The 12,592-nt window shown below is 66.0% G+C and carries 11 protein-coding genes; 3 read left to right on the top strand and 8 right to left on the bottom strand.

What is annotated here, in order from left to right:
- Window positions 1-16 precede the first annotated feature (16 nt).
- The 8 genes from tssH to AC6LKG_RS18185 form a co-directional block, all read right to left on the bottom strand.
- On the bottom strand, window positions 17-2,728 hold the full coding sequence (tssH, locus tag AC6LKG_RS18220; protein WP_498166521.1) for a type VI secretion system ATPase TssH: 2,712 nt from the start codon (window positions 2,726-2,728) through the stop codon (window positions 17-19).
- A gap of 21 nt (window positions 2,729-2,749) precedes the next feature.
- A complete protein-coding gene (tssG, locus tag AC6LKG_RS18215; protein ID WP_498166520.1) occupies window positions 2,750-3,841 on the bottom strand; it encodes a type VI secretion system baseplate subunit TssG in 1,092 nt (363 codons plus the stop codon).
- Window positions 3,805-5,643: a type VI secretion system baseplate subunit TssF gene (tssF, locus tag AC6LKG_RS18210; RefSeq protein WP_498166518.1), complete on the bottom strand. Its 1,839-nt coding sequence runs from the start codon at window positions 5,641-5,643 to the stop codon at window positions 3,805-3,807. Before tssF ends, tssG begins: the two co-directional genes overlap by 37 nt.
- A gap of 51 nt (window positions 5,644-5,694) precedes the next feature.
- Window positions 5,695-6,180: a type VI secretion system baseplate subunit TssE gene (tssE, locus tag AC6LKG_RS18205; RefSeq protein ID WP_498166515.1), complete on the bottom strand. Its 486-nt coding sequence runs from the start codon at window positions 6,178-6,180 to the stop codon at window positions 5,695-5,697.
- Between the two features lie 68 nt (window positions 6,181-6,248).
- Complete coding sequence (locus AC6LKG_RS18200) at window positions 6,249-6,752, bottom strand: Hcp family type VI secretion system effector (RefSeq protein ID WP_006226591.1); 504 nt, start codon at window positions 6,750-6,752, stop codon at window positions 6,249-6,251.
- A 45-nt stretch (window positions 6,753-6,797) separates the two neighbouring features.
- On the bottom strand, window positions 6,798-8,291 hold the full coding sequence (gene tssC, locus AC6LKG_RS18195) for a type VI secretion system contractile sheath large subunit (RefSeq protein ID WP_498166514.1): 1,494 nt from the start codon (window positions 8,289-8,291) through the stop codon (window positions 6,798-6,800).
- On the bottom strand, window positions 8,284-8,799 hold the full coding sequence (tssB, locus tag AC6LKG_RS18190) for a type VI secretion system contractile sheath small subunit (RefSeq protein ID WP_105237420.1): 516 nt from the start codon (window positions 8,797-8,799) through the stop codon (window positions 8,284-8,286). Before tssB ends, tssC begins: the two co-directional genes overlap by 8 nt.
- 70 nt (window positions 8,800-8,869) lie before the next feature.
- Entirely contained in the window at window positions 8,870-9,463 is a 594-nt protein-coding gene (locus tag AC6LKG_RS18185; protein WP_498166511.1) for a tetratricopeptide repeat protein, read from the bottom strand.
- 255 nt (window positions 9,464-9,718) lie between these two features.
- Here AC6LKG_RS18185 and tssJ point away from each other — a divergent pair, with 255 nt between their 5' ends.
- From tssJ to AC6LKG_RS18170, 3 genes are all read left to right on the top strand, one after another.
- Window positions 9,719-10,336, top strand: a complete 618-nt coding sequence (tssJ, locus tag AC6LKG_RS18180) for a type VI secretion system lipoprotein TssJ (protein ID WP_498166509.1) — start codon at window positions 9,719-9,721, stop codon at window positions 10,334-10,336.
- Between the two features lie 87 nt (window positions 10,337-10,423).
- Window positions 10,424-11,770 (top strand): type VI secretion system baseplate subunit TssK, encoded by a 1,347-nt coding sequence (tssK, locus tag AC6LKG_RS18175; protein WP_498166506.1) that lies wholly within the window; start codon window positions 10,424-10,426, stop codon window positions 11,768-11,770.
- A 16-nt stretch (window positions 11,771-11,786) separates the two neighbouring features.
- Entirely contained in the window at window positions 11,787-12,566 is a 780-nt protein-coding gene (locus tag AC6LKG_RS18170; protein ID WP_498166503.1) for a DotU family type IV/VI secretion system protein, read from the top strand.
- Window positions 12,567-12,592 lie beyond the last annotated feature (26 nt).

Below are 12,592 nucleotides of genomic sequence, written 5' to 3'. Positions count from 1 at the left end.
TCGGCGTCTCCTCTCGTCAGCTCATCCGGAACCGGAACTCGCCATTCTTGCCCGCGCTTACGCGGACCCTGGCGATGCCTTCACCCTGTGCCATGCGGCCGAGCACCTGCTCGGCGATCTCCGGCAGCAGGGCGCCGTTCAGGATATGGTCCACGTTGCGCGCGCCCGTATCCACCTCGGTGCAGCGCGCCAGCACGGCTTCCACCAGCGCCTCGTCCCATTCGAACACGGCGCGGTGCGTGGCCTGGACGCGGCGGGCGATGCGCCCGAGCTTCAGGCCGATGATGTGCGCCAGCGCGTCGTCATCCACCGGAAAATACGGAATCGTCTTCATGCGCCCCAGGAACGCGGGCTTGAAGGCCTTGTACAGTTGCGGCGCCAGCAGCTCCGACAGTTGCTCGGGCGACGGGCGCTCGGCGGCCGGCTTGTTCAGGCAGGCCTGCATGATGGCGCCGGACCCGACATTGGACGTCAGGATGATCAGCGTGTTGCGAAAATCGATCTCGCGCCCTTCCGCGTCGTCCATCACGCCCTTGTCGAACACCTGGAAGAACAGCTCCAGCACATCGGGATGGGCCTTCTCGATTTCGTCCAGCAGCACCACGCTGTAGGGCTGGCGGCGCACCGCCTCGGTCAGCACGCCTCCCTCGCCATAGCCCACGTAGCCGGGCGGCGAGCCCTTCAGGCCGGAGATGCTGTGGGCCTCCTGGTATTCGCTCATGTTGATCGTGACCAGCTTGCGCTCGCCGCCGTAGAGAATGTCGGCCAGCGCCAGCGCGGTCTCGGTCTTGCCCACCCCCGACGGCCCCACGAACAGGAATACGCCCTTGGGCTTGTCCGGATCCTCCAGGCCGGCGCGGGCCGTGCGTACGCGCTGCGCAATGGCGTGCAGCGCGTGATCCTGGCCGATGACGCGCTCGGCCAGCAGCGGTTGCAATTGCAGCACGGTGCGGATCTCGTCGTTCACCATGCGGCCCAGCGGAATCCCGGTCCAGGCCGCGATGATCTCGGCCACGATCTGCCCATCCACGCACGCCGGCACCAGCGGCTGTTCGCCCTGCAAGGCGCGCAATTCGTCCATCAGGCCCGCCAGGCGTTGCTGCTCGGGCGTCAGCGGCGCGGGCGCCGCCTTGCGCCGGTTCGCGCCGGCCACGGGCGCCTTGTCCGCCGCGGCTCCCGGGTCCTGCGCCTGGCCGGCAGCGGCTTCCAGCTCGGCGCGCAAGGCATGAATCCTTTCGACCAGCTCGGTTTCGGCCGCGTGGCGGCCTTCGGCCTCGGCCAGCGCCGCCTCCTCCGCCGCGATCTCCGCGTCCAGTTCTCCCAGCCGCGCCTGCGGGCCACCGGTGGCGGCTTCTCGCCGCAGCGCCTCCCGCTCGGTGCGCAGCCGCGCCAGGCGCTGGCGCGCATCGTCGATCAGCGCCGGCGTGGCGCTGCGGCCCAGCGCCACGCGCGCGCAGGCAGTATCCAGCACGCTGACGGCCTTGTCGGGCAATTGACGGCCGGTGATGTAGCGGTGCGACAGCCGCGCCGCCGCGACAATGGCCTCGTCCAGGATGCGCACGCCGAAATGGCGCTCCATCAAGGGCGCCATGCCACGCAGCATCGACGCCGCCAACGCTTCGTCCGGCTCCTCGACCTTGACGACCTGGAAGCGGCGCGCCAGCGCGGCGTCTTTCTCGAAGTACTTTTTGTACTCGCTCCAGGTGGTGGCGGCGATGGTGCGCAGCTCGCCGCGCGCCAGGGCGGGCTTGAGCAGGTTGGCGGCATCGTTCTGGCCGGCCTGCCCGCCCGCGCCGATCATCGTGTGCGCCTCGTCGATGAACAGGATGATCGGCGACGGGCTCTGCTTGACCTCATCGATCACATTCTTCAACCGGTTCTCGAACTCGCCCTTGACGCTGGCGCCCGCCTGCAGCAGGCCCAGGTCCAGCACCCGCAGCGTCACGCCGGCCAGGGCCGGCGGCACGTCGCCCGCGACGATCCGCAGCGCCAGCCCCTCGACCACCGCGGTCTTGCCCACGCCCGCCTCCCCCGTCAGGATGGGGTTGTTCTGGCGCCGCCGCGTCAGGATATCGATCATCTGGCGGATCTCGGCATCGCGGCCGATCACCGGATCGATCCGGCCTTCGCGCGCGCGCTCGGTGAGGTTGGTGGTGTACTGGTCCAGCGCCGGCGTCTGTGACAGGGACGGCGCGGGTTGCCCGGCGCCGTCCTGAGCCGCAGCGCCATCGGCAAAGCCCACCGCCTGCCCCGCCTCTTCCGAGCCCTGCGTCAGCGCGGCGAAATCATGCTTGAGCTCGTCCAGCCGGAACGACTCGAACAACGGCGAACCGCGGCGCGCCAACTGCGCCAGGTCGGGCTCCGTCAACAGCGCCAGCAGCAGATGCCCCGAGCGGATGCGGGTAGTCTGCGTATCCAGCGATGCGATCAACCAGGCGTGCTCGAACAATTTCGGCAAATGCGCCGAGAACACGGGTGTGCGCGTATTGCCATTCTTGAAGCGGCCGATCTCGGCCTTCAGGTCGGCCTCCAGCGCATCGGTGTGGATGTGGCAGCGCCGCGCGATCATGCAGACATCGCTGGCCGGCTTTTCCAGCAGCGCCAGGAACAGATGTTCCAGGTCCACCTCGTAGTGGCCTTGCGCCATGCACAGGCTGGCCGCGCGTTCGGCGGCCTGGCGGCAGGTCTGGTTCAACTTCCCGATCAAGGTCTTCAACGGTGTGGCCATGGATCTCTATGTTTTTATGGGTCAATGAATGGTGTGCAATTCGTAGCTGGCATCGTCGCGATCCTGCGCCGCCGGCCCGCTGCACAGGAACGAATTCCAGCCCAGCCGTACCTGGCCGCCCTCGCCCAACTGGCTGGGCGTGACGCTCTCGCGCGCCAGCACCAAACGCACCTCGTATTCGAAGGTCATGCCACCGAACATCGTCAGCAGCTTCTCGAGCGCCTGCGCCCGCTCGCCGCCCGGCAGGAAATCGGCGAACGCCTGGCCCGACAACGGACCGATCCACAGGCGGATGCGCAGGTCGCGCTGCCAGATGCGGTCGCCCGCCAGCGCGGACACGCCCAATACTGCGCCCGGCTGGCCCAACTGCGTGCGGTTCTGCGGCGGCACGTCATACCAGCGGCCCACGAACTGCTCCACCCGCAGCGGCACGCCGAAATAATCCTGCAATACTCGCTGCAGGAAAGGCGCCGACACCGGCCGCTGGCGCGCCGCCGCGGCGTAGTGGGCCACCGACTCGTCGAACACCCGGCCGGCGCCGTTGTGCAAGCGGTCGCGCAGCGCCGGATGGCCGAGGCCGCCCAGGGACAGCAACAGCGGCAGGTAATGATGGTCCTGTTCGGCTTCATGCCGCAGCGACATGCGGTACTTCTTCCAGGCGGCGTAGAACAGCGCCGCCGCCCGGTTCGAGAAGATGTCGAAGAAGGCGCGCGCGCCCCGGTCGCGCCGCAGGCTTTCCCGTTGCGCCAGCATCTCGGAATAATGCAGCGGCAGCGCGCCCTGGCCGCCCAGCAGTCCGAAGAAGGCCGGCGTCACGTCCACGCGGCCCAGCCGCCCTTCGGCCACGGCGGCCCGGCGCGCCGCCTCGTCGGCCAGCGCCTCGCCGTTCTTGTCGTACGCCACGGCGTCGACGATTTCGCTGGGCGGAAAGCCCAGCCCGGGCGCATTGGGAAAGCGCAGGTGCACCGGCACGGGGTGGCGGGTCGCGCCCCGCTCCTGGCGCGAGAAGCACTGCTCCAGCAGCCGCACCGCCTGGAAAAACTTGAAGCGCTGCGGCTCTGCCAGCAGCGCTTCCATCACGCTAGTATGGCGTCGCCGTTGCATGGGGGGCATCGTAGTAATTCCTCCGCGCCGCGGCGCGACAACACAACCAATTGCACGAAACTGTTGGCGTGCACGTACAAGCCAAAGAACCGGTTGATGACCGCCACGAAGGTATGCAGGCTCGTGCCCACGAAGTGGTCTTCGTTGACCGTCAGCCGGATCTCGATGCCGCGCACGAAGGTGGCGAAAGGCTCGCCCGGCAGCCAGTGCGTGGCCGGCTTGTAGTCCAGGCCGACCAGGCCTTCGATCTGGCGCGCCGCCACCGCCGACCCCGACAGGTCGTACAGCCGCAGGGTTTCCTTCAAGGCTGGCAGCCCGCTCTGCACCAGCGACAGGTGGTTCAGCGCCAGGTGCGAAATCAGCCGCCAATGCGCCGCGCGCCCCTGCTGGAACCGGTGCGAATGGGTCGGCCGGCGCAGCATACGGATGGCGCGGGCGACAGTGCCGCCCTCCAGGAACAGGTCGCCGCCCGCCTGCCCCACCGCGATCTGCGCTGGCAGATCGCGATTGGTGCAAGTCAGGTCCAGGCTCAGGGTTTCGGTCTGCGGCACCGACGGATCGAAATCGATATCCACGATCGAAATCTCGGTCTCGTATCCCGGGCTGCGCTGCGCCATGGCGGCATCGCGCCGCATCGTCCAGTAGTGGCCGGCGGACTCCGGCGACTCGCCATGATGCAGCGAGTAGAAGGGCCGGAAATCCACCACCGCGTCGCCCTGGGCGTTCTGCCTTACCTGGCGCACCCGGTCGATGGAATAGACCTCGTATCCATACGCGCGCCGCGCATCGGCCACCACGGGATACGACTCGGCCGCGTGCGTCACGCGGATCGGGTCGGCGCGCTGGCTGAACAGATTCACCACCGGCGTGCAGCCCAGCCGCAGATTGTCGGCCGATGTCGACTCCAGCAACCGTGCGGTGTTGGAATCGGCGCGCAGCCCGCTCACCGGCAGGTGCAGCGTGAACTGGCGCGCGCTGCCCAGGTAGGGGCGCAGCGCCGCCAGGTCGATGTCGACGAAATTGAATTTCTCGGCAAAGACAAAATACTCGGCCAGCAGGCGATAGGCCGGGTGCGAACTGGCCGGGAAGTCGATCAGCGCATCTTCCTCGGCCAAGCCGACCTGCGCCAGCGGAATCGCCGGCAAGCGCTCCCAGCGCCCCGGTTGCAGCTCGACGTAGGCCGCGGCCGCGCGCAGGAACAAGGCATCGCGCAGCGCCGCCACGAACGACGGCTCGCCATGCAGATAAAGGCGCAGCCGGTCGACGCCCGGCATGCCGAAATGCGAGTTCTCGCCCAGGCATCCGAGCGTGACCGAGAAGCGGCCGGTGACGCCGGCCGGCAGCTTGGCCGTGGCCGGGGCATTGGCGCTGGACACAAACCCCGCTCGCTGTACCTCGATGGGGGCCAGCGTAACCTCATAGGCCGTGCGGAAGCGGCACGACACCCCGCGCACGGGGTGGGATTTCAATTCGGTGCCACGGCCGATGCGCACGGGCGCGGTCAGTTGCGCGCCGGCGCCGCCCAGATCGAACTGCGCCACGCTGCAAGCGGGAAACGGCCGCAGGTAATGCGGGTACATCACCTCGAACAGCGCTTCGGTGAATTCCGGGTAATCGTCGTCCAGCTTCTTGTTGATGCGGGCGCTCAGCAAGGCGAACGACTCGATCATGCGCTCGACGTGCGGGTCTTCGCAGGTCTCGCCCGACAGCCCCAGCCGCGCCGCGATCTTCGGATAGCGCTCGGCGAAGTCGCGCGACGAAGTGCGCAGGAAACCAAGTTCGCGCTCGTAATAGGGCAGCAATTCTTCCATTCATGTCTTCCTGTCCCGGGCGCCGGCGCGCCTGCGCCACGGACCGATGCGTCAGACCGTGGCCGGGCTCTTGGCCCAGCCCTTGGTCACGGAGTACTGCAGCGTCGACGGCTGCAAGGTCGCGTCGAAGGTCACCGGCTCGTGGGCGGGCCCCACGTCCAGCATGGCCGTGATCGCGAAATACAGCACCGAAGTCGCCCGGCTGTCGACCTGCAGCATGACCCGCACGTGCGTCAGCCTGGGTTCGTGCCGCGCGATCGCCTGCTCCAGCGAACGGCAGATGAACTCGCGGTCGTAGTGGCTCGCCAGGCTCAGCCCCGAGAAGTCCGACAGCCCATACGTCAGCACCGAGCGCTGGCAGTTCGGGTAGCGCCGCAGATCGTCCTCGGTGAACACCATGCGGGTGTTCAGCAGGGCTTCGATATCGCGCGCCACCGTCTCCTTCATTTCCTCGATCGACAGGCGCCGCAGCGCATAGGGCGACTGGCCCTCCGCTTCGAACAACTTGTCGAACAGACTTGGCTCGAATCCTTTCATGGGGGCCTCGAATAAGAAAAGACAGCGACCCGGCTCGGGCCGCGGTCTTCCAGCCAGACTGGCCGCGATCAGACCGAGTAGGTCTTGTCGTTCTTGGTCAGGCTCCAGGCGCCCTGGGCGTTGCCGCCCTGATTGCCGCCCACCTTCTGCTGCGTGTACTTCCACTGCACGGCGGCGTACTTCAGCGAGAAGGACTCATGCGGCAGGCCTTCAGCGACCACTTCCGGCGCCACGCGGGCGATGATCACGTACTTCAGCTTGATCTCGAGGTACTTGACGCGGTTGCCTTCGCCGTCGGCGCGCAGGAAGTCGATGGTGACTTCGTCGAAGGTGGTGCCGCCCGACGCGTGCTGATACAGCAGCGGGCTGACGACGTCCAGATCCTTGGTGAAGACCATTTCCCCATGTTCGGTGCGCTCGGCGGTATGGCCGCCCGAGGTCGAGGCGGTGGCCGAACGCGGCTGGATGATCTCGTGGCGCCACGAGCTGACTTCGATCCAATCCGGATGGTCCTTGTCTTGCGACTCGCCCTTGAGCGCAGGATTGCCGAACTTGACGTAGATGTCCTTCATTGTCGATAACCTCTTTTAATGGATGAGTTGTCAGTGCAATGACGCTCAGGATTTCTGGGCCTGGGCTGGCAATTCGGCCACCAGGCGCAGGGAGATCGAGAGTTCGTCAAGCTGGAAATGCGGCCGCAAGAACGCCACGGCGCGGAACACGCCGGGACGACCGGGCACCTCGGCCACTTGCACCGAAGCTTCGCGCAGCGGGAACTGCGCTTTCTGTTCCTGCGTCGCGTTGTCGTCCAGCAGCACATACTGCGACACCCAGCGATTCAGGAAACTCTCTACGGACTGCGCCGACGCGAAGCTGCCGATCTTGTCGCGCATCATCGCCTTCAGGTAGTGCGCCACGCGCGATACCGAGAAGATGTATTGCAGTTGCGCCGACAACACCGCGTTGGCGTTGGCGCTGTCCGTGTTGTACTTCTTGGCCTTCTGCACCGACTGGGCACCGAAGAAAGCCGCGTAATCCGAGTTCTTGCAATGCACCAGCGGGATCAGGCCCTGGTCGCTCAGTTCCTTTTCGCGGCGGTCGGTGATGGCGATTTCGGTCGGGCACTTCAGCGCGATTTCGCCGTCGTCCGTCTTGAAGGTGTGGGTGGGCAGGTTCTCCACCAGCCCGCCGCCTTCCACCCCGCGGATCGCCGCGCACCAGCCGAAGTCGGCGAATGCCGCCGTCAGGCGCGCGCCGAAAGCCCAGGCGGCGTTGCACCACAGGTATTTGGAATGGTCGGTGCCGTCCACATCCTCGACAAAGTTGAAGCCTTCGACCGTAGTGCCCTCCACCGGGTCGTACGGCAGGCGGCCCAGGAAGCGCGGCATGGTCAGGCCGACGTAGCGCGAATCCTCGGAGTCGCGGAAGCTGCGCCACTTGGTGTATTCCACGGTATCGAACACCTTGGCCAGGTCGCGCGGGCGGCCGAGGTCGGCGAAACTGTCCAGCCCCAGCAGTTCTGGCGAAGCCGAGGCGATGAACGGCGCGTGCGAGGCGGCGGCCACGTGCGACATCTGCTCGATGAAATACATGTCCTCGGGCTGGCGCGTGATCTCGAAGTTGCCCAGCAGCGCGCCGAACGGGGCGCCGCCGAAGGTGCCGAACTCCTCTTCGTACACCTTCTTGAACATCAGGCTCTGGTCGAAATCGATCGCGGTCTGGAAGTCACGCACCAGGTCACGCTTGGTGACGTTCAACACCTTGATCTTCAGCATCGGGCTGGTGTCCGTCTCCTGGCACAGGTAATGCAGGCCGCGCCAGGTGCTTTCCAGCTTCTGGAATTCCGGCGCGTGCATCACTTCGCTGAGCTGGGCCGAAATCAGGCGGTCCAGCTCGGCGACGCGCGCGTCCAGCATGGCCGACAGGTTATCGGACACCACCACGGTGCCCTTCATGACTTCGCGCACCAGTTCGCCAATGATGTCCTTGGCGCGATCGTGCTCGGCGGTGGACTTGGCGACGCGGCTTTGCTCGACGATCTGGTCCAGCAGCCCGCCCTGGGCATCGGCGGCGGCAGCGGCGGTGTTTTGCGCGGCGGCGGAATTACTCATTGCGGCCTCCCTTGTCGGTCTCGCTGGTCAACTGTTGCAGCTTTTCGGTGCTGGTCAGCACTTCGCCCAGCAGGTCTTCAAGCTTGTCGTTGCCGGCCAGCTTGTTGCGCAGATCGGCCAGCTTGGTGCGGATATCCAGCAGCTCGCGCAGCGGATCCACCTGCTGCACCACGGCTTCCGGACGGAAGTCCTCGATGGAGCGGAACTTCATGTCGACGCCGAACGTCCCGCCTTCTTCCGTCAGGCGGTTCTTCACCCGGTAGGCCGCGCGCGGTTCCAGCCCGCGCATCACATCGTCGAAATTATCGACATCGATGTTGACGAACTTGCGATCCTTCAGGCGCGGCAGCTCGGCCTCGGACTGCGCCGAGAAATCGCCCACCACGCCGACGACGAAGGGAAGCTCCTTTTGTTCGATGGCGTCGCCCTTCTCCACGTCATACGTGAGCTGAACGCGCGGCGGACGGACTTTCTGCAATCGTTTCTGAACGCTTTCTTTCTTGGCCATGGAAGGCTCCGTGCAAAGGATCGGGTCTGTCGGACCGGGCGCGCCACGCGGGGCGGCGCTCCCGGGCGAATCACTTGGTAAGCAGGTCGCCAAACGGATTTGGCGCGCGGTTGGGCTGCTGGGCGGGCGGGCTGGCCGGTTGCTGCGCGGCAGGCTGGGCCGGCGACGTGGCGGCGGGCGCCCTCGCGGGCGCGCCGGCGGACGGATCCAGCGATTGCGCCGCAGCGGCCGAGCCGGCGGCGGGCACCGGCGCGGAGGCCGGGGCCGGCTCAGCCTTGCGTGGCTGGCGCGGACGCGGCCGGCGGCCTTCGGGGAACAGCACGTCCTGGCCCAGCGTCTCGCGCATCGACGCGGCCAGCGCCACGGCATCGGCGCGGGCATTGCCGGCCAGCAGCGCGTCGGCGCGCAGGTCGGCCAGTGACTGCATGGCCACGCGCAGGCCTCCGACAGCGCGCACCGTCTTGGCCACGAAGTCATCCGGATCGCGGCTCAGGGTTTCATCGGCGGCCACGATGGCCTCGCCGTATTTCTGCTCGTCGAAACGGATTTTGGCGATGTACGACCACGGCTCGCCCTTGGAGGGATTGCGCTGCGCAATCTCTTCAAACTGCGCGACGGCCTGGTCGACGCCTTTCTGTTCCAGCGTCTTTTGCGCCGCGGCCATGGATTGTTTGTATTCGGCTTCCGACTGCGGTTTGACGGATGCGCATCCGGCCATTAATGCAACGAGACCTGCAATAACAACGAGGCGGGAAAAGGGCATTTTTTAAGCACCTAGCAAGGTTGTAACTAGGGGCCGTATTTCAACAACCTTTTGTTAGTGCAGCGCTACAGCGAGTGTCTTCATGTTACTTGCGTCGATTTTGCACGCATCATGCCGCGATCTGTATTGCTTCACACACTTCCGGTATAAAGGGCCATGACCAAACATATCCATTTATCACGTTTGTTCGCGGTGATGACCTGCATGCTCGCAAGCGGCGCCATTACTGGATGTGCGGCTGTATCGGCCATTGGCGCGGTCGCCGGTTTGACCGGCAATGCGATGGAGATGGCAGGCCTGAAAAAGCCCGAAAACGCGCCGGTGGAAGTGAATCTGGCGATTCACGCCGGAGAAAATCTGAATGCCGGCAGCGGCCAATCGATGGCTGTAGTTACAAAAATATACTACCTGAAGAATCCTGAGCCATTCCAACGTGCACCGCTCACGCAATTGATAGACACTGCCGGGGAGAAAACGGCGCTGGGGGAATCGATGCTGGGTTCGCGCGAGCTCACGCTCACGCCGGGGCAACGTTACGAAACCGTCGAGAAAGTCCCCAAGCAGGCGGATTACATCGGCGTAGCCGGGCTGTTCTACGCCCCCGCGCCGATGCGTTGGAAGTACGTATTCAAGGTCGAAGACGTGGAAGACAGCGGTATTGTCCTGGGCGCGCACGCGTGCGCGCTGACCGTGGCCACGGGCGTTCCCGCATTGCCGGCGGGCGTGCCCGCCTACGATCCAGCGCGCCTGTCCGGTGTGCAGTGCCCGGGTTGACGCGCATCGCCGCCATCGCTGTCCATCCAACCTCCTATACATATAGCGACATAGAAACCGAGAAAGACGAGAGAGGGAGCGCTTATTTTGAGTTACTCAGCCAAAGTCCTCTGGGGCGAGGGTTTGTTCCTGCGTCCGCAGCACTTCCAGCGGCAGGACGCATATCATGAAGACCGGCTGGCCGAGATGGCCCGGGCGCTGCACCCCTATGCGTGGGGGCTGCGCGCCGCGCGCTTCGATGTCTCGGCGCTCGCCAACGGCATGTTGCGCGCCACCGAAATGAGCGCCGTGTTTCCGGATGGCGAACTCTACAGCGCGCCGCACGGCGACGAATTGCCGCCCCCGGTCGCGCTGACGGCGCTGGACGGCGTGACCGAGGCCGTGTTCTATCTGGCGATCCATCCGCTGAAGGCGATCGGCGGCAACTACCGCGATGCCCAGGCCGCGGGCGGCTTCGACACGCGCTACACGCACAGCAACACGCCCGCGCCCGACCTCTATACCGGCGCCACCACTGCGGAACTGGCCTTCCTGCGCAAGGACGTTCGCCTGATTTCCGAGTTCGAGCCGCGCGACGACCTGCTGGCGATCCCGGTCGCGCGCGTGCGGCGCACAGCCAGCGCGGGCTACGAATTGGACGGCACGTTCATCCCGCCGAGCCTGTCGCTGACCGCCTCGGGCGCGTTGCACGAGCAGTTGCGCCGGTTGCTGGACGCCCTGCAGGCCAAGGTCAACGCGCTCTATGGCTTTCATCGCGAACCCAGCAAGAACATCATCGAGTTCCGCTCGGGCGACGTCGCCTCCTTCTGGCTGCTGCACACCGCCAACGAGGCCTATGCCACGCTGTCGCACCTGTTCCATCACCCGCAACTGCATCCCGAGCGTCTGTTCCAGGAACTGGCGCGGCTGGCGGGCGCGCTGATGACGTTCTCAAAGGTGCACACACTGGCGGATCTGCCGGTGTATCGCCACGACGCACCCGGACCGGCCTTTGCACGCATGGACGAGATCCTGCGCGACCTGCTCGAAACCGTTATCTCGACACGGTACTTCTCCATCGTCCTGGAAGAACTGCGCCCTTCGTTCCACATGGGCCGGCTCGACTCGGAAAAGCTAGACGAAACCACCTCGCTGTATCTGTCGGTGCAGGCCGCGATGCCCGCCGCCGAGTTGGCCGAAAGCGTGCCCATGCGCTTCAAGGTCGGCGCGCCCGAGGACGTCGACAAGCTGGTGCTGTCCGCCATGCCGGGCGTGCCGCTCGCCTACACGCCACAGGTGCCGCCCGCCGTGCCGGTCAAGCCCGGCGCCGTCTATTTCGCCTTGCAGACCCGCGGCTCGCTCTATGACCGCATGCTGCAGGCGCGCAGCATCGCCATCTATGCCCCCGCCGGCATTCCCGAACTCAAACTGGATCTGATCGCAGTGACCCGCTGACAGGAACGATACCGCCATGACCGCTGACGCCCCTTCCCTGATGCCAGCAGCAACCCTGCCGCCGCGCGCGGCGGAATTTCACGCCAGCCGCCCCGCCAGGTCATTGCTGGACCTGCTGTATGACGGCTTCCTGATGCTGTTCCTGCTCAAGAGCGGGCAGGAACCCACCGACGCGGCCGCCTTCTCCGCGCGCGTGCAGCAGTTCCTGGCGGACTATGAGCGCGCCGCCAAGAAAATGGACGCGGCCGCCGAGGACGTCTACGCCACCAAGTATGCGTTCTGCGCCGCCGTGGACGAAACCGTGCTGAATTCCCGCTTCGCGATCCGCGACGCCTGGATGCTGCAGCCGTTGCAGCTCACGCTGTTCGGAGAACAATTGGCGGGCGAGAACTTTTTCAACCGCCTCGAAGACCTGCGCGCGCAGGGCGCGCCGCGCCTGCAGTCGCTGGAGGTCTATTACATGTGCCTGCTGCTGGGCTTCCAGGGCAAGTACCTGATCGAGGGCCAGGAAAAGCTGGGCTACCTGACGGCGCGGCTCGGCGACGAGATCGCGCTGTTGCGCGGCAAGCGCACCGGCTTCGCGCCGCACTGGCCCCTGCCCGACAAGGTGGCGCACACGCTCAAGCGCGATGTGCCGCTCTGGTCGATCATGGCGCTGTTCGCGTTGCTCGGCCTGCTTGCGTTCCTGGGCATGGGCCACTTCCTGAACAGCGAAATGCAGACCGCGATGGCTCCCTATCACGACATCGTCAAGCTGGGTCCGCGCGCGGCCCATTTGACGATATCGCTGCCCTAGCGGCAGCAGCCGCGTCCCGCGCGTCC

Source organism: Achromobacter sp. 46006, from assembly GCF_059761975.1.
The sequence above is the reverse complement of the archived record's forward strand: the minus strand, read 5'-3'. Positions and strand labels throughout refer to the sequence as shown.

What these genes read in the sequence shown, in the direction of transcription:
- tssE (WP_498166515.1), bottom strand. Translation starts at nt 6,180, where the DNA reads ATGAAAGGATTCGAGCCAAGTCTGTTCGACAAGTTGTTCGAAGCGGAG.
- tssB (WP_105237420.1), bottom strand. Translation starts at nt 8,799, where the DNA reads ATGGCCAAGAAAGAAAGCGTTCAGAAACGATTGCAGAAAGTCCGTCCG.
- AC6LKG_RS18200 (WP_006226591.1), bottom strand. Translation starts at nt 6,752, where the DNA reads ATGAAGGACATCTACGTCAAGTTCGGCAATCCTGCGCTCAAGGGCGAG.
- tssF (WP_498166518.1), bottom strand. Translation starts at nt 5,643, where the DNA reads ATGGAAGAATTGCTGCCCTATTACGAGCGCGAACTTGGTTTCCTGCGC.
- tssJ (WP_498166509.1), top strand. Translation starts at nt 9,719, where the DNA reads ATGACCAAACATATCCATTTATCACGTTTGTTCGCGGTGATGACCTGC.
- tssH (WP_498166521.1), bottom strand. Translation starts at nt 2,728, where the DNA reads ATGGCCACACCGTTGAAGACCTTGATCGGGAAGTTGAACCAGACCTGC.
- tssC (WP_498166514.1), bottom strand. Translation starts at nt 8,291, where the DNA reads ATGAGTAATTCCGCCGCCGCGCAAAACACCGCCGCTGCCGCCGCCGAT.
- tssG (WP_498166520.1), bottom strand. Translation starts at nt 3,841, where the DNA reads ATGCCCCCCATGCAACGGCGACGCCATACTAGCGTGATGGAAGCGCTG.
- AC6LKG_RS18185 (WP_498166511.1), bottom strand. Translation starts at nt 9,463, where the DNA reads ATGGCCGCGGCGCAAAAGACGCTGGAACAGAAAGGCGTCGACCAGGCC.
- AC6LKG_RS18170 (WP_498166503.1), top strand. Translation starts at nt 11,787, where the DNA reads ATGACCGCTGACGCCCCTTCCCTGATGCCAGCAGCAACCCTGCCGCCG.